Annotated in this window: 12 protein-coding genes; 11 read left to right on the top strand and 1 reads right to left on the bottom strand. The window is 64.6% G+C overall.

What is annotated here, in order from left to right:
• Positions 1-128: 128 nt before the first annotated feature.
• The 9 genes from D7S89_RS10235 (at position 129) to D7S89_RS10195 (ending at position 11,851) form a co-directional block, all read left to right on the top strand.
• On the top strand, positions 129-776 hold the full coding sequence (locus D7S89_RS10235; protein WP_121277559.1) for a DUF502 domain-containing protein: 648 nt from the start codon (positions 129-131) through the stop codon (positions 774-776).
• Positions 777-838: 62 nt separating this feature from the next.
• The gene (aspS, locus tag D7S89_RS10230) at positions 839-2,641 is read left to right on the top strand and encodes an aspartate--tRNA ligase (RefSeq protein ID WP_121277558.1); all 1,803 of its coding nucleotides are present in this window, start codon (positions 839-841) and stop codon (positions 2,639-2,641) included.
• Positions 2,642-2,788: 147 nt separating this feature from the next.
• Entirely contained in the window at positions 2,789-3,265 is a 477-nt protein-coding gene (gene nudB, locus D7S89_RS10225) for a dihydroneopterin triphosphate diphosphatase (RefSeq protein WP_121277557.1), read from the top strand.
• Complete coding sequence (locus tag D7S89_RS10220) at positions 3,262-4,503, top strand: phospholipase D-like domain-containing protein (protein ID WP_121277556.1); 1,242 nt, start codon at positions 3,262-3,264, stop codon at positions 4,501-4,503. The genes nudB and D7S89_RS10220 overlap by 4 nt, the downstream gene beginning before the upstream one ends.
• Positions 4,504-4,710: 207 nt before the next feature.
• Positions 4,711-5,310, top strand: coding sequence for a TetR/AcrR family transcriptional regulator (locus D7S89_RS10215; RefSeq protein WP_121277905.1), 600 nt, complete (start codon positions 4,711-4,713; stop codon positions 5,308-5,310).
• Positions 5,311-5,381: 71 nt separating this feature from the next.
• Complete coding sequence (locus D7S89_RS10210) at positions 5,382-7,169, top strand: acyl-CoA dehydrogenase C-terminal domain-containing protein (RefSeq protein WP_121277555.1); 1,788 nt, start codon at positions 5,382-5,384, stop codon at positions 7,167-7,169.
• A 143-nt stretch (positions 7,170-7,312) separates the two neighbouring features.
• On the top strand, positions 7,313-9,751 hold the full coding sequence (locus D7S89_RS10205; protein WP_121277554.1) for a 3-hydroxyacyl-CoA dehydrogenase/enoyl-CoA hydratase family protein: 2,439 nt from the start codon (positions 7,313-7,315) through the stop codon (positions 9,749-9,751).
• Between the two features lie 29 nt (positions 9,752-9,780).
• Entirely contained in the window at positions 9,781-10,980 is a 1,200-nt protein-coding gene (locus tag D7S89_RS10200) for an acetyl-CoA C-acyltransferase (RefSeq protein WP_121277553.1), read from the top strand.
• A gap of 103 nt (positions 10,981-11,083) precedes the next feature.
• The gene (locus tag D7S89_RS10195) at positions 11,084-11,851 is read left to right on the top strand and encodes an enoyl-CoA hydratase (RefSeq protein ID WP_121277552.1); all 768 of its coding nucleotides are present in this window, start codon (positions 11,084-11,086) and stop codon (positions 11,849-11,851) included.
• Between the two features lie 46 nt (positions 11,852-11,897).
• Here the strand turns inward: D7S89_RS10195 and fdhD are convergent, their stop codons facing one another.
• On the bottom strand, positions 11,898-12,713 hold the full coding sequence (gene fdhD, locus D7S89_RS10190; protein WP_425470783.1) for a formate dehydrogenase accessory sulfurtransferase FdhD: 816 nt from the start codon (positions 12,711-12,713) through the stop codon (positions 11,898-11,900).
• A 154-nt stretch (positions 12,714-12,867) separates the two neighbouring features.
• Here fdhD and D7S89_RS10185 point away from each other — a divergent pair, with 154 nt between their 5' ends.
• Both D7S89_RS10185 and D7S89_RS10180 read left to right on the top strand, forming a co-directional pair.
• Positions 12,868-13,344, top strand: coding sequence for a nitrate reductase associated protein (locus D7S89_RS10185; RefSeq protein WP_121277550.1), 477 nt, complete (start codon positions 12,868-12,870; stop codon positions 13,342-13,344).
• 255 nt (positions 13,345-13,599) lie between these two features.
• Entirely contained in the window at positions 13,600-16,704 is a 3,105-nt protein-coding gene (locus D7S89_RS10180) for a sensor domain-containing protein (RefSeq protein ID WP_121277549.1), read from the top strand.
• The last annotated feature ends 21 nt before the right edge of the window (positions 16,705-16,725 follow it).

Below are 16,725 nucleotides of genomic sequence, written 5' to 3'. Positions count from 1 at the left end.
AGGCGTCGGGACGAGTCGCTCGCGACACGATCGATCGACACCTCGACCCGGGCGCCGTCGCAAGTTGCCGCCTTCTGCGGCAGCGCGCAGGCCGTGCCGATTTTCCCTGCGGTTCTCTGGCGGTACACATGAAAAAGACGACGCTCAAATCCGTGTTCTTGACCGGTTTGCTGGTCCTGGTGCCCTTGGCGATCACGCTGTGGGTGCTGGGGCTCATCATCGGCACGATGGACCAGACCTTGTTGCTGCTGCCTGGATCGTGGCAACCGGAGAAGTTGTTCGGGTTTCATCTGCCCGGCATCGGGGCGCTGCTGACGCTCGCGTTCATTTTTATCGTCGGCCTGTTCACGCAGAACTTCATCGGCCAGAAGCTCGTGACGTGGTGGGATGCGATCCTGCGTCACATTCCGGTGGTGGGGCCGATCTATACGAGCGTCAAGCAAGTATCCGATACGCTGCTCTCGAGCAGCGGCAATGCGTTCCGCAAGGCGCTCCTGATCGAATATCCGCGTCGGGGTTCCTATACGATCGCGTTTCTGACCGGCATTCCGGGCGGCGATGTGGTCAATCACCTGAAGGACGAGTACGTGAGCGTGTATGTGCCGACAACGCCAAACCCCACGTCGGGCTTTTTCCTGATGGTGCCCCGGAGCGAGGTCATCGAGCTCGATATGACCGTCGATGCGGCGCTCAAGTACATCGTCTCGATGGGCGTGGTCGCGCCCGCGGCTCCCGCAGCCGCGCCGACGCGCCGTCCCGTCGAGCCGCCCCTTTAATGGTGCAGCGCCGGCTCGTGCCGCGCGCTTCGCCCAATTCATGCAAACGATAGACGAAAACCATGTCGATGAGATCTGAATACTGCGGTCTGGTGACCGAACACCTGCTGGGCCAAACCGTCTCGCTGTGCGGCTGGGTGCATCGCCGTCGCGATCACGGCGGCGTCATCTTCATCGACTTGCGCGATCGCGAAGGTCTCGTTCAGGTCGTGTGCGACCCCGACCGCGCCGAGATGTTCAAGGTTGCCGAAGGTGTGCGCAACGAGTTTTGCGTGCGGGTGGTCGGCGTCGTGCGCAACCGTCCCGAGGGCACCGCCAACGCGGGTCTGGTGAGCGGCAAGATCGAAGTGCTGTGCCACGAGCTGACGGTGCTCAACGCATCGGTCACGCCGCCGTTCCAGCTCGACGACGACAACCTGTCGGAAACGACGCGCCTCACGCACCGCGTGCTCGACCTGCGCCGTCCGCAAATGCAGCACAACCTGCGTCTGCGCTATCGCGTGGCGATCGAGGTGCGCAAGTACCTCGACGCGCAAGGCTTCATCGACATCGAAACGCCGATGCTCACGAAGAGCACGCCGGAAGGCGCGCGCGACTACCTGGTGCCGTCGCGCGTGAACGCCGGCCAGTTCTTCGCGCTGCCGCAATCGCCGCAGCTGTTCAAGCAATTGCTGATGGTGGCGAACTTCGATCGCTACTACCAGATCGTCAAGTGCTTCCGCGACGAAGACCTGCGCGCCGACCGTCAGCCCGAATTCACGCAGATCGACTGCGAAACCTCGTTCCTCAGCGAGCAGGAAATTCGCGATCTGTTCGAGAAGATGATCCGCCACGTCTTCAACGAGACGATCGGCGTCGCGCTCGACGAAACGTTCCCGATCATGCCGTACTCGGAAGCGATGGCGCGCTTCGGCTCGGACAAGCCCGATCTGCGCGTGAAGCTCGAATTCACCGAGCTCACCGACGCGATGAAGGACGTCGAGTTCAAGGTGTTCAGCACGCCGGCCAACTCGAAGGACGGGCGCGTGGCAGCGCTGCGCGTGCCCAAGGGCGGCGAGCTCACGCGTGGCGACATCGACGGCTACACCGAGTTCGTGCGCATCTACGGCGCGAAGGGCCTCGCGTGGATCAAGGTCAACGAAGTCGCGAAGGGCCGTGACGGTCTGCAAAGCCCGATCGTCAAGAACCTGCATGATGCCGCGATCGCGGCGATCCTCGAGCGCACCGGTGCGCAAGACGGCGACATCATCTTCTTCGCCGCTGATCGCCTGAAGGTCGTCAACGATAGCCTCGGCGCACTGCGCCTGAAGATCGGCCACTCGGAGTTCGGCAAGGCCAACGGCCTCGTCGAGCAAGGCTGGAAGCCGCTGTGGGTCGTCGACTTCCCGATGTTCGAGTACGACGAGGAAGAGAACCGCTACGTGGCCGCGCACCATCCGTTCACGAGCCCGAAGGACGAACACCTCGAGTACCTCGAAACCGACCCGGGCCGCTGCCTGGCGAAGGCGTACGACATGGTGCTGAACGGCTGGGAAATCGGCGGGGGGTCGGTGCGGATCTATCAGGAGGACGTGCAAAGCAAGGTGTTCCGCGCGCTGAAGATCGGGCCGGAGGAGGCGCGTGCGAAGTTCGGCTTCCTGCTCGACGCGCTGCAATACGGCGCGCCGCCGCATGGTGGTATCGCGTTCGGCCTCGACCGTATCGTCACGATGATGGCCGGTGCCGACTCGATTCGCGACGTGATCGCGTTCCCGAAGACGCAACGCGCGCAGTGTCTGCTTACGCAGGCGCCGAGCGCAGTCGACGAGCGCCAGATGCGCGAGTTGCACATTCGTCTGCGTCAGCCCGAGCAGCCGAAGGCGTAAGCGAGAACCGAGGCTCGCGGCGCATGCCGCGGGCGGGAAATCAGGAAAAAGGCGCGCACGCGCCTTTTTTCTTGTCGTGTACTAAAGTCGATAACCGCTTTCCTCGAATGGTGCAGCGCGCTACGCCATGCGCTGCGCCTTGACGCCATGCAAAAGCCGCCCAAGATTCCCGAGTCCGTTCTCGTCGTCATCTATACCCCCGAGCTCGAGGTGCTCATCATCGAGCGCGCCGATCGGCCCGGGTTTTGGCAATCGGTGACAGGCTCGAAAGATCGTCTGGACGAACCGCTCGTCGAGACAGCCGCGCGCGAGGTGGGTGAGGAGACGGGCATCGCGATCGGCAGCGAACTCGTCCCGGTGCACGCGCTGATCGACTGGCGCGAGCAGATCGAGTACGAGATCTACCCCGTGTGGCGCCACCGGTATGCCGAGGGCGTCACGCGCAACGTCGAGCATTGGTTCGGGCTCGAGGTGCCGTATCGGTTGGCGGTCACGCTGGCGCCGCGCGAGCATACGGCCTACCAATGGCTGCCCTATGAGCAAGCGGCTGCGCAGTGCTTCTCATGGTCGAACCGCGACGCGATCCTGCAACTGCCACGCCGCTTACGAGCGTCTCGCGCATGAGCCGACGCGGTGCGCGCCGCATTGCACGGCTCGGCGCCGCCCTGGTGTCGCGCAGGCGTGCGACACGGCTGGCTTTCACCGTCGATAACGACGTCCGCCTGTTCAGCACAGGCGCCGATTATTTCGCAGCGCTGATCGAATCGATCGACTCGGCACGCGAGCACGTCGCGCTCGAAACCTATATTTTTCGCGACGACGGTGCCGGGCGGCTTGTCTCCGATGCGCTTCAACGCGCAGCCAGGCGCGGCGTGCAGGTGCGCGTCATCACCGACGGCATCGGCACAGGGCGTCTGTCGTTGTTCGACGAGTGGCTGGCTGCCGCCATCGAGCACCGCATCTACAACCCTCACTTGTTCGGCCGCTTCGGCTTCTCGCGCACGCATCGCAAGCTCGCGCTCGTCGATGGGCGCGAGGCGTTTTGCGGCGGGATCAACATCGCCGACGATTTCGACCGCGACGGCGAGCCGCTCGCGCATCCCGCCTGGGATTTCGCGCTCAAGCTGACCGGCCCGAGTGTTGCGCAGGTGAGTGCAGTGTTCGACGCGCAATGGCAGCGCATTGCGCTGGGCCATCGGCCGCATCCGCTCGAGATGTTGCGCGAGCGCGCTCTGCCATCGATGTCGCCAGCTTCGTGGCGGCGCGCGCAGGTGCGGGCATTGAGCCGGCCGAGCGTGGCGTTCGTCGCGCGCGACAACGTCGTCAACCGGCGTGCGATCGAGAAGGCCTATCTCGTCGCGATCGGCCGTGCCCGCCAAGAGATTCTTCTGGCGAATCCTTATTTCATGCCCGGCCGCAGGCTGCGACGCGCGCTCGTGCGGGCCGCGCGCCGTGGTGTCGACGTGCGGCTGCTGATCGGCCGCAAGGAGTTTCCCGCGCTCGATCACGCCGTGCGCTATCTGTACGGCACGCTGTTGACGGCCGGCGTGCGCATCGCCGAGTACGAGAAGACGATGCTGCACGGCAAGGTGGCCGTCGTCGATTCCAACTGGGCGACCGTCGGCTCATCCAACCTCGACGCGCTGAGTCTCGTGCTCAACAACGAAGCCAACGTCGTGCTCGTGCAGCACCCGGAGATTGCCCAACTGCGCGGGGCGATGCTGGCGGCGTTTGCCGAGGCGCGCCCCGTCGACGTCGACCGCTACGCGGCGCGGCCGCTCGTCGAGCGGCTCGTGAACTGGTTCGCCTACACGGCCTATCGGGCCGCGATGAAACTGATCACGGTGGGCGGTTACGATTGATGTCCGAGGCCGGCGCCGACAGTCGGCGAAAGCCTGCTGAGGTTAGATACGGCTTTCTAATAAAGTCCTTGTTTCAAGGACGGTCGCGCTCAATAATAGTACGGCCGTTCTATTTTTTGATTCGGTGTCGACTACAGCCAGTCCTCCGGCTCTAAGCAGAGCACTGACTGCGGTCCCAAGCAAAGCTATAAGAACGGTATGAAGGCCATGCGAAAAGGTGAACAAACGCGCGCCGCAATTCTCGAAGCAGCGCTGGATCTGGCGAGCCGGGATGGGCTCGAAGGTCTGACGATCGGTCTTCTGGCCGAGCGGATGCAGATGAGCAAGAGCGGCGTTTTTGCGCACTTCGGATCGCGCGAGGACTTGCAAGTCGAGGTCGTGCGCGAATACCACCGTCGGTTCGAGGAGGAGGTGTTCTTCCCGAGCCTGCGCGAGCCGCGCGGATTGCCGCGCCTGCGTGCGATGTTGAGCCGCTGGATCGAGCGACGCATCCAGGAAGTGATGACGGGATGCATCTACATCAGCGGCGCCGTCGAGTACGACGATCGCGGGGACAACCCCGTGCGCGAGCAACTCGTACGCAGCGTGACGACCTGGCGGGCCGCGTTGTTGCGTGCCATTTCGCAAGCCGTGGAAGAAGGGCATCTGCGTTCCGATACCGATCCGAACCTCATGCTTTTCGAACTGTACAGCTTCACGCTCGGTCTGCATCACGACGCGCGCTTCCTGCATCTGCCCGATGCGGTGCGCCTCACGTGGGCCGCGCTGGAAAAAACGATCGTTTCGTATCAAAGCGAAAGCCGTTAGCGGGACGCCTCAGGCGCATCGACCCGCGAAGCGGCCGAGCTTATTGCTGCAATCCTTTGGGAGAGAGAGTCATGGGTCAGTACGCCGCGCCGCTGCGCGACATGCAATTCGTGCTGCACGAGTTGCTCAACGTCGAAGCCGAAGTCAAGGGCATGCCCAAGCATGCGGATCTCGACGCCGACACGATCAATCAGGTGCTCGAGGAAGCCGGCAAGTTCTGCTCCGAGGTGTTGTTCCCGCTGAACCAGAGCGGCGACCGCGAAGGCTGCACCTACGAAGGTGACGGTGTAGTTCGGACTCCGAAGGGTTTCAAGGAAGCGTATCAACAGTACGTCGAGGCGGGCTGGCCCGCACTCGGCTGCGATCCCGAGTACGGCGGCCAGGGGCTGCCCGCGTTCGTCAACAACGCGCTGTATGAAATGCTGAACTCGGCGAACCAGGCCTGGACGATGTACCCGGGCCTGTCGCATGGCGCCTACGAGTGCCTGCACGCACACGGCACGCCCGAGCAGCAGCGCATCTACCTGCCCAAGCTCGTGGCCGGCGTCTGGACCGGCACGATGTGCCTGACCGAGCCGCACTGCGGCACGGACCTCGGCATCCTGCGCACGAAGGCCGAGCCCAACGTCGACGGCTCGTTCGCGATCACCGGCACGAAGATCTTCATCTCGAGCGGCGAACACGACCTCTCCGAGAACATCATCCATCTCGTGCTCGCGCGTCTGCCCGATGCGCCCCCGGGAACGAAGGGCATCTCGCTGTTCGTCGTGCCGAAGTTCATCCCGACGGAAGCAGGCGAGCCGGGCGAGCGCAACGGCATCAAGTGCGGCTCGATCGAGCACAAGATGGGCATCCACGCGAACTCCACCTGCGTGATGAACCTCGACAACGCGAAGGGCTGGCTCGTCGGCGAGCCGAACCGCGGCCTGCAGGCGATGTTCGTGATGATGAACGCGGCGCGCCTGGGCGTCGGCATGCAAAGCCTGGGCCTCACCGAAGTCGCTTATCAGAACTCGCTCGTCTACGCGAAAGAGCGTCTGCAGATGCGCTCGCTGACGGGTCCGAAGGCGCCCGAGAAGGCAGCCGACCCGATCATCGTGCACCCGGACGTGCGCCGCATCCTGCTGACGCAAAAGGCCTACGCAGAAGGTGCACGCGCGTTCTCGTACTGGTCCGCGATGCAGATCGACAAAGAACTGTCGCACGGCGACGAAGCGGTGCGCAAGGAAGCGGCCGATCTCGTCGCGCTGCTTACGCCGATCCTGAAGGCGTTCCTGTCGGACAACGCGTTCGAATGCACGAACCACGCGATGCAGGTGTTCGGCGGCCACGGCTTCATCGCCGAGTGGGGCATGGAGCAATACGTGCGCGATGCGCGTATCAACATGATCTATGAAGGCACGAACGCCGTGCAGTCGCTCGACCTGCTCGGCCGCAAGGTGCTCGCCGACATGGGCGCGAAGCTGCGCAAGTTCGGCAAGCTCGTGACCGACTTCGTCGAAGCCGAAGGCGTGAAGCCCGAGATGCAGGAGTTCGTCAACCCGCTCGCCGATATCGGTGACAAGGTGCAGAAGCTCACGATGGAAATCGGCATGAAGGCGATGCAGAACCAGGACGAAGTCGGCGCTGCCGCCGTGCCGTATCTGCGCACCGTCGGTCACCTCGTGTTCTCGTACTTCTGGGCCCGCATGGCACGCATCGCGCTCGACAAGCAAGCCTCGGGTGATCCGTTCTACAAGTCCAAGCTCGCGACCGCGCGCTTCTACTTCGCGAAGCTGCTGCCCGAGACGGCTGCGACGATCCGCCAGGCGCGTGCCGGCGCGAAGTCGTTGATGGAGATCGAGGAAGCGCTGTTCTAAGCGACGCGCTGACTGTGCGCCATGTCGATCGATGACGTGGCGCGCTTTTCGTAAGTTTTCCGCAGCTCGACCCGCGTTTCCGCCTCTTGCGCGAAAGCGCGTGCATCGAGCAAGCGAACTGAATGACTCCGAGGGAGATAGACGTGAGCAATCTGATCATTCGCAAGGTGGCCGTGCTCGGCGCCGGCGTGATGGGCGCGCAGATCGCGGCGCACCTGATCAACGCCAAGGTGCCGGTGCTGCTGTTCGATCTGCCGGCCAAGGAAGGCCCGAAGAACGCGATCGCGTTGAAGGCGATCGACAACCTCAAGAAGCTGTCGCCGGCACCGTTCGGCGTGAAGGACGACGCACGCTACGTCGAGCCCGCCAACTATGAAGACGACATCGCGCGGCTCGCCGAATGCGATCTCGTGATCGAGGCGATCGCCGAGCGGATGGACTGGAAGCACGACCTGTACAAGAAGGTGTCGCCGCACCTCGCGCCGCACGCGATCTTCGCGACGAACACGTCGGGTCTGTCGATTACCAAGTTGTCCGAAGGATTCTCGGATGAGCTGAAGGCGCGCTTCTGCGGCGTGCACTTCTTCAACCCGCCGCGCTATATGCATCTGGTCGAGCTGATCCCGACCTCGCACACGCGGCCGCAGATCATCGACGATCTCGAGACGTTCCTCACGAGCGTCGTCGGCAAGGGCGTCGTGCGCGCGAAGGACACGCCGAACTTCATCGCCAACCGCGTCGGTATCTTCTCGATCCTCGCGGTGATGGCCGAAGCGGCCAAGTTCGGTCTGCGCTTCGACGAAGTCGACGATCTGACGGGCTCGCGCCTCGGTCGCGCCAAGTCGGCGACGTTCCGCACGGCGGACGTGGTCGGCCTCGACACGATGGCGCACGTCATCAAGACGATGCAGGACAACCTGACGGACGATCCGTTCTTCCCCGTGTACGAGACGCCGGCCGTGCTCGCCGAGCTCGTGAAGCAAGGCGCGCTGGGCCAGAAGTCGGGGGCCGGCTTCTACAAGAAGGAAGGCAAGACGATCAAGGTGCTCGATCCGAAGGCGGGTCAGTACGTCGAGGGCGGCGCCAAGGCCGACGAGCTCATCGGCCGCATCCTCAAGCGTCCGGCCGCCGAGCGCCTGAAGCTGCTGCGCGAATCGGAGCATCCGCAAGCCCAATTCCTGTGGGCCATCTTCCGCGACGTGTTCCATTACATCGGCGTGCATCTGGAGTCGATCGCCGATAACGCGCGCGACGTCGACCTGGCGATCCGCTGGGGCTTCGGCTGGAACGAAGGTCCGTTCGAGGGTTGGCAAGCGGCGGGCTGGAAGCAGATTGCCGAGTGGGTGCAGGAAGACATCGCGGCAGGCAAGGCACTCTCGAGCGCACCGCTGCCCTCGTGGGTGTTCGAGAGCACCGTCGCCGAGAAGGGCGGCGTGCATACGAACGAAGGCTCGTGGTCGCCGGCTACGAAGACGTTCGCGCCGCGTTCGAAGCTCGCGGTCTACGACAAGCAGGTGTTCCGTGCGCCGCTCGTCGGCGAGACGGGCATCGATCCGAAGACCTACGGCAAGACGCTGTTCGAGACCGATGTGGTGCGTGCATGGGTCGACGATCGCGCGGGCGAGGACGACGTCGTCATCGTCTCGTTCAAGAGCAAGATGAACACGATCGGACCGAGCGTGCTCGACGGCCTCGTGCAGGCGATCGAGCTGGCCGAGAAGGACTACAAGGGCGTGGTGGTTTGGCAACCGACGTCGCTGAAGCTCGGCACGCCGGGCGGCCCGTTCTCCGCCGGTGCGAACCTCGAAGAAGCGATGCCCGCGTTCATGATGGGCGGTGCCAAGGGCATCGAGCCGTTCGTGAAGAAGTTCCAGCAAAGCATGCTGCGCGTGAAGTACGCGAGCGTGCCCGTCGTGGCGGCCATCTCGGGCATCGCGCTCGGCGGCGGTTGCGAGCTGCTGCTGCAAAGCGCCAAGCGTGTGGCGCACATCGAGAGCTATATCGGGCTCGTCGAAGTCGGCGTGGGCCTCGTGCCGGCCGGTGGCGGCCTCAAGGAAGCGGCGCTGCGCGCAGCTGACGCGGCCGCTCAAGTCGGCGCATCGAATGGCGACATGCTCAAGTTCCTGACCAAGTCGTTCGAGAACGCGGCGATGGCAAAGGTGTCGGCTTCGGCGCTCGAAGCGCGTGCGATGGGCTACCTGAAGCCGTCGGACACGATCGTCTTCAACGTCTTCGAGCTGCTCGACACGGCGAAGAAGGAAGCGCGTGCACTGACCGCGGCCGGCTATCGTCCGCCGCTGCCCGCGAAGGGCGTTCCGGTGGCAGGCCGCTCGGCGATCTCGACGATCAAGGCCCAGCTCGTGAACATGCGCGACGGCAACTTCATCAGCGCGCACGATTTCCTCATCGCGTCGCGTATCGCGGAAGCGGTCTGCGGCGGCGATGTCGAAGCGGGCAGCCTCGTCGATGAAGAATGGCTGCTCACGCTCGAGCGCCGTGCGTTCGTCGATCTGCTCGGCACGCAAAAGACGCAGGAGCGGATCATGGGCATGCTGCAGACCGGCAAGCCGGTGCGCAACTGAACGAACGCGGTGAGGACAAGGAGCTGCAAATGAGCAAACAATTGCAAGACGCATATATCGTCGCCGCGAGCCGTACGCCGATCGGCAAGGCGCCGCGCGGCATGTTCAAGAACACGCGCCCGGACGAGCTGCTCGTTCACGCGATCAAGGCAGCGGTTGCACAGGTGCCGGGTCTCGATACGAAGGTCATCGAAGACGCGATCATCGGCTGCGCGATTCCCGAAGGCGAGCAAGGCCTGAACGTGGCGCGTATCAGCGCGCTCGTCGCCGGTCTGCCGCAGTCGGTGGGTGGCGTGACGGTGAACCGTTTCTGCGCGTCGGGCGTGACCGCCCTCGCGATGGCGGCCGATCGGATCCGCGTCGGTGAAGCCGATGCGATGATCGCGGGCGGCTGCGAATCGATGAGCATGGTGCCGATGATGGGCAACACGCCGTCGATGCCGCCGGCTATCTTCGAACGCGACGAGAATTTCGGCATCGCCTACGGCATGGGCCTGACGGCCGAACGTGTGGCCGAGCGCTGGAAGGTGAGCCGTGAGGACCAGGATCGCTTCTCGTTCGAATCGCACCAGAAGGCGATCGCTGCGCAGCAAGCGGGCGAGTTCAAGGACGAGATCGCGCCGTTCATGATCACCGAGCGCTTCCCCGATCTCGCCACCGGCGAGGTCAAGGTCAAGCAGCGTGAAGTGTCGCTCGACGAAGGTCCGCGCCAGGACACGTCGGTCGAAGGCCTCGGCAAGCTGCGCCCCGTGTTCGCGAACAAGGGCTCGGTGACGGCCGGCAACAGCTCGCAGACGTCGGACGGCGCCGGTGCGCTGATCGTCGTGTCGGAGAAGGTGCTCAAGCAATACAACCTCACGCCGCTGGCGCGCTTCGTCAGCTTTGCCGTGCGCGGCGTGCCGCCCGAAGTGATGGGTATCGGCCCGAAGGAAGCGATTCCGGCTGCGCTGAAGGCCGCGGGCCTGAAGCAGGACGACATCGACTGGTTCGAGCTCAACGAAGCGTTCGCGGCGCAGTCGCTGGCCGTGATCCGCGATCTGGGCCTCGATCCGGCCAAGGTCAACCCGATGGGCGGCGCGATCGCGTTGGGCCACCCGCTCGGCGCGACCGGTGCGATCCGCGCGGCGACGGTCGTGCACGCGCTGCGCCGTCGCAACCTGAAGTACGGCATGGTGACGATGTGCGTCGGCACCGGCATGGGTGCAGCGGGCATCATCGAACGCTTGTAATCGGGCAGTAACGCAGTGACGACGGTTCGCGGGTCTTGGGGCATTTCCTCAAGGCCCGCGAACCGTTTTTCCATTCAGGGTTTCACAGTGCGAGGAGTGAGCAATGGACATTTTGGTTGAACGCGCCGACGAAGGCGTGATGACGATCGCTTTCAATCGGCCCGGCAAGAAGAACGCGATCACGGCCGCGATGTATCAGACGATGGCCGACGCGCTGGCTGAAGCGCAAGAGGACACCCGCGTGCGCGCGATTCTGTTTCGCGGCACCGAAGGCGTGTTCAGCGCCGGCAATGATCTCGAAGATTTCATGAAGTCGCCGCCGAAGGACGAAAACGCGCCCGTGCTGCAATTCCTGCGGCAGATCAGCAGCGCGCAAAAGCCGATCGTGGCGGCGGTGAGCGGGGTGGCCGTCGGCATCGGCACGACACTGCTGCTGCATTGCGATCTCGTCTATGCGGCGGAGTCGGCGACCTTCTCGCTGCCGTTCACGCAGCTCGGCCTGTGCCCCGAAGCGGCCTCGAGCCTGCTGCTGCCGAACATTGCCGGCTATCAGCTCGCGGCCGAGAAGCTGCTGCTTGGCGAGGCGTTCGACGCGCAGGAGGCGCATCGCATGGGTATCGTGAACCGGTTGCTGCCGGCTGCCGATGTCGATGCGTTCGCGTTCGCGCAAGCGGTCAAGCTTGCGGCACTGCCGGCGTCGTCGCTGCGCGTATCGAAGTCGCTGATGAAGCGCGCACATGAGCAGGCAATCGCCGAGCGCATGAAGGAGGAAGTCGTGCACTTCAGCCAGATGCTGCTGGCGCCCGAAGCGCGTGAGGCAATGATGGCGTTCTTTCAGAAGCGCAAGCCCGACTTCCGGCAGTTCGATTGAGCGCGGCGGCGGGCGAAGCGGCGCCGTCGTGCTCGTATCGCTCGCATCAAGCGGTGCCGTAGTCGACGTAGCCCGCCTCACGGCAGAAGCTGACGAGCCGGATGCCGGCCTCGCGCGCAATCGCGATGGCCAGCGAGGACGGTGCCGAGATCGTCGCGACCATCGGAATGTCCACACGCGCCGATTTGCGCACGAGCTCGTAGCTTGCGCGGCTCGACAGGAAGACGAAGCCGTTGGTCGTGTCGGCGCGCGCGAGCACGAGCTGGCCAATCAGCTTGTCGAGCGCGTTGTGGCGGCCGACGTCTTCGAACGCGTGCAGGATGGCACCGTCCGCGGTACACCATGCCGCGGCATGCAGGCCGCCCGTGCGCTGCGTAAGCGCTTGATGCGCGGGCAGCTCGCGGGCCGCCCGCGCGAGCGCATCGGGTGCCAGGCGCCCGAGAAAGCCGGTGTCGGGCACGCGTTGCGGCGCCAGGTCGAGCGCATCGATGCTTTCGATCCCGCATACGCCGCAGCCCGTACGACCCGCCAGTGCGCGGCGCTTGTCCTTGAGCGCGGCGAAGGCCTGCTGCACGACGGTGAGCTCGACCCGCGCATAGGGGATGGCCGCATCGCAGTGCAGCGCGACTTCGATGTCGTGAATGTCGCTGCCACGCTCGACGATGCCCTCGGAGATCGCAAAGCCGACCGCGAACGCTTCGAGCTCGCGCGGCGTGCACATCATGACCGCGTGCGAAATGCCGTTGAACACGAGCGCGACGGGCCACTCCTGCCCGATGCTGTCGACGATGGCATCAACCGCGGCGCCGCGATGCCGGTGTACTTTTTGCTCGACGAAGCCGGGTTGTTCGGCAGGGTCCAACGAGTCGTTCAAGGTTGCTCCTTCTTGCGTGGGCCTCTTGTCGGCATGAACAGGCCCTAATGCGCGTCGAATAAGGTTCTAAAATACCCGAAGCAAACAACGCGTGCCGTATCTGGCCGCATCGTATGCCGATATGCGTGAGGGGACGCCAATCATGGGACTGCACGAAGCGCCGCTGTTATTCGATTTCGAAGTTGTTTCCAGCGAAGACCTCACCTACATGCCAATGTCGGTGCGTTTCAATCTCGATCGCTTCGGCCTGCGCATCTCGCTCGCGCAATGGCAAGTCCTGCCGCATGCCGATCGTGTGCTGCTCGCGCGCTTTCCGGTGGACGACGATACCGCGATCGAACCGAACTTCGATCACGCCTTGTTCGAAATGATGCGCACGCACGCGAACGTCGAGCCCGACTGGTTTACGCCCGAGGCCGAGCCGGCCTGGCGCAACACGGCCGCCGTGCCCGACGGCCTCGCCCGCCATTGCAGCCTGGCCGACCTGCCCACGCCGAGCGTCCAGCGCTGGGCGCAGCTCGATCCGTTCAAGCGCTATGTTCTGACGAAACTGTCGCGCAAGCCCGAAGCCAGCCACGACTTCGTTCCGGCCATGCGTGAATTCGGGCTCGCGCCTTAATCGATTCGTAAGCAATTCGTCATATCCGTGCGGTGACGCCGTCTCCGGCCGTCGAGCAAGACTGCGGCGCTGTCGCTGATTTTTTCGGCACCGACCCCTTAAGCCGGTGCCCGGCGTGCCGTTATCCAGAAGTTGGCGCGACATAGGCTCATCCAACGAGCCGTATTGCCTCCTCGTCGGACCGATGCACGATTTGGGACCGGGGGCGCTTATAACGACATCGCGCAGCCCCCGGCTCCAACAGCTTCGGATTCCATGACCTCTCTTTTTTCGAAACGGCTGCTGATCAACCTCGCAGTCGTGGCGGCGGCGGTCGGCGCCAATGCGTTCGTCGCTTACTCGCAAATCCGCAGCGAGCGCGCGACCAACGTCAGCACGCTGCGCTCCATGACCGTCAAGCGCGATCTCGACGCTTACCGTGCCACGCTCGGCAATGGGCTGGCCGCACTGGGCCGTTTCGAAGCCGCGGGCACGCTGGTCGAAGGCACGTTCGGCGCCGAGCACGAGGCCAAGCTTGCGCGCATCAAGGCGCAGCTGCGCGGCGAGCTGACCGACGACGCGCAGATCAGCGCGCAGCTCGAGGCGTTGTTCGCGTTGTCGCAGCACGTCGAGCGCGAGACGCAGACCGCGCTGGAACGCGCGGCGCAGCCTGGCGACGACGCGGCGCAGTCGGCGCTCTCGCGCGCATGGGCCGCGTCCGCCTACACGCGCATCGGTTCGGCGCTCGACGGCGTCGACAGCGCCTTGGCGACGTTGCGCCAGCGGGAGGATGCGTCGCTCGACGCCTCGCTTGCGGCATCCGCGCATTCGACGCGGCTTGCAACCCTGCTGCTGATCGCGACGATGGTGGCCGGCTGCGGCATGTTGATCTACACGTTCGGCGTGCGCGAGAGTGCTGCGCGCGCGAAGATCCGTGTGGCGCGCGCGATGCGGCGCAGCGACGAGCGGTTTCGCGAGCTGTTCGACGCGCATCCCGTGCCGATGTGGATCTACGATCGCGAGACGCTGCGTTTTCTCGCCGTGAACGCGGCGGCCGTCGAACAGTACGGCTACAGCGAGAGCGACTTCCTGTCGATGACGATCCGCGAGATCCGCCCGCATGAGGAGATCGGGCGTCTCGAGTCGTATCTCGTGCGCATGGTTGCGGCGCCGCGGCGCGGCCGCGTGATGGCCGGCGTGTGGCGGCACCAGCGTCGCGACGGCACGCAATTGAGCGCCGACATTTCGAATCATCGGCTCACGTTCATGGGGCGCCCGGCGATGTTCGTGCTCGCCGACGACGTGACCGATCAGATCAAAGCCGAAGCCGAGGCGCAACGCTCGGCGCAGATGCTCGAGACCGTCATCGACAACATTCCGCAGCGCATCTTCTGGAAAGACCGCGAATCGCGCTACCTCGGCTGCAACATGGCATTCGCACGCGATGCGGGGCTCGCCTATACCGAGCAGGTGATCGGCAAGCGCGACGAGGACATGCCGTGGAAGACGCTGGCCAAGACGCTCAAGCAGGCGGACGAGGAAGTCATCGCGACGGGCGTGCCGAAGATGAACTACGAGTTCGATGTGACGATCGACGGGACGCATCGCGCCGGCGTGACGAGCAAGATCCCGCTCACGAACAGCGATGGGACCGTCATCGGCGTGCTCGGCTCGTACATGGACGTGACCGAGCGCAAGCGTTCGGATCTCGCGCTGCGCTTGCAAAGCCGCGCGCTCGACGCGAGCGTGAACGCGATCCTGATCACGGGCCCCGCCGAGACGGGCCATCTGATCGAATACGCGAACCCCGCATTCAAGCGCATCACGGGTTACGAACCGGTCGAGGTGATCGGCCATGATTGCCGCTTCCTGCAGCGCGACGATCGCGATCAGGAAGGCCTCGTGGCGATTCGCGAAGGGCTGGCCGCGAACCGCGAGGTCAGCGCGGTGCTGCGCAACTACCGCAAGGACGGCGCGCTGTTCTGGAACCAGCTGCTCATCGCGCCGGTGCCGGACCCCGATGGCAAGATCACGCATCACATCGGCGTCATCAACGAAGTCACCGATCTGATCCGCTACCAGGAGCAGCTCGAATACCAGGCCAACTACGACGCTCTGACGCGGCTGCCGAACCGCAACCTGCTGCGCGAGCGGCTCGAGCACGCGATTGCCCGCGGTGCGCCGCTGGCCGTCGTGTTCGTCGACCTCGACGGCTTCAAGAACGTCAACGACAGTCTGGGGCACAGCGTCGGCGATCGCCTGCTGCGCGTCGTCGGCGAGCGGCTCGCGCGCAGCGCGCGGGCGAGCGACACGGTGGCGCGGCACGGCGGCGACGAGTTCGTGATCGTGCTGACGGGCGTGGTCGATCAGGCCTCGCTGATCCAGTGGATGGAGCGCGTGCGCGCGGCCATCTCCGAGCCCGTGTGGCTCGATGGCACCGAGCTCTACGTCGGCTGCAGCATGGGCGCGAGCCTGTTCCCACAAGATGGTGAGGATGTCGAAACGTTGCTGAAGAAGTCCGATCTCGCGATGTATCGCGCGAAGGACATGGGCCGCAACACGTTCCAGTTTTATCAACCCGAGATGAACACGAGCGTCGGGGCGCGGCTCAATCTCGAGCGGCGTCTGCGGCGCGCGCTACGCGACGGTGAGTTCCTGCTGCACTACCAGCCGCAGGTCGACATCGAGTCGGGCAAGATCGTCGGGATGGAGGCGCTCGTGCGCTGGCTCGACCCGGAGGTAGGGCTCGTGCCGCCGTCGGCGTTCATTCCGGTAGCCGAGGAGAGCGGGCTCATCGGGCCGCTTTCCGAATGGGTGCTGCGCGAGGCATGTCGTCAGAACAAGGCCTGGCAGGACGAAGGGCTGCCGCCTGCGCGGGTATCGGTGAATCTGTCGGCGCGGCAGTTCCAGCAGCGCGACATCGCCAAGCTCGTGACGGCGATTCTCGAGGAAACGGGGCTCGAGCCGCGCTACCTCGAACTCGAGCTGACCGAGAGCACGATCATGCGCAATGCCGAGGAGGCCGTCGTCATGCTCAACGAGCTGCACGCGCTCGGCATCGGCCTCGCGATCGACGACTTCGGCACCGGCTATTCGAGCCTCAGCTACCTGAAGCGCTTCCCGGTCGACCGGCTCAAGATCGACCGCTCGTTCGTCTCGGACATCGGCGCGTCGAGCGACGACGAGACGATTACGTCGGCCATCATCGCGCTCGCGCATTCGCTGCAATTGCAGGTGATCGCCGAGGGTGTCGAGACGGCCGCCCAGCTCGACTTTCTCAAGGAGCGCGCCTGCAACGAAATGCAGGGTTACTTCTTTGCGCGGCCGATGTCGCACGAGGCCATCGCCGGGCTGCTGCAGCGCGAGCGCGTGGCCGCATAACGCCCGGACTGCCCGGCAAAA

It is taken from the genome of Trinickia fusca, assembly GCF_003628145.1.
Classification (GTDB): Bacteria; Pseudomonadota; Gammaproteobacteria; order Burkholderiales; family Burkholderiaceae; genus Trinickia; species Trinickia fusca.
This window is presented reverse-complemented; position numbering and strand designations above follow the sequence as displayed.

Excerpts from the sequence above, each read along its gene's own strand:
- D7S89_RS10200 (WP_121277553.1), top strand. The coding sequence starts at position 9,781 with ATGAGCAAACAATTGCAAGACGCATATATCGTCGCCGCGAGCCGTACG.
- D7S89_RS10210 (WP_121277555.1), top strand. The coding sequence starts at position 5,382 with ATGGGTCAGTACGCCGCGCCGCTGCGCGACATGCAATTCGTGCTGCAC.
- aspS (WP_121277558.1), top strand. The coding sequence starts at position 839 with ATGTCGATGAGATCTGAATACTGCGGTCTGGTGACCGAACACCTGCTG.
- D7S89_RS10180 (WP_121277549.1), top strand. The coding sequence starts at position 13,600 with ATGACCTCTCTTTTTTCGAAACGGCTGCTGATCAACCTCGCAGTCGTG.
- D7S89_RS10220 (WP_121277556.1), top strand. The coding sequence starts at position 3,262 with ATGAGCCGACGCGGTGCGCGCCGCATTGCACGGCTCGGCGCCGCCCTG.
- D7S89_RS10195 (WP_121277552.1), top strand. The coding sequence starts at position 11,084 with ATGGACATTTTGGTTGAACGCGCCGACGAAGGCGTGATGACGATCGCT.
- D7S89_RS10235 (WP_121277559.1), top strand. The coding sequence starts at position 129 with ATGAAAAAGACGACGCTCAAATCCGTGTTCTTGACCGGTTTGCTGGTC.
- D7S89_RS10215 (WP_121277905.1), top strand. The coding sequence starts at position 4,711 with ATGCGAAAAGGTGAACAAACGCGCGCCGCAATTCTCGAAGCAGCGCTG.
- nudB (WP_121277557.1), top strand. The coding sequence starts at position 2,789 with ATGCAAAAGCCGCCCAAGATTCCCGAGTCCGTTCTCGTCGTCATCTAT.
- D7S89_RS10185 (WP_121277550.1), top strand. The coding sequence starts at position 12,868 with ATGGGACTGCACGAAGCGCCGCTGTTATTCGATTTCGAAGTTGTTTCC.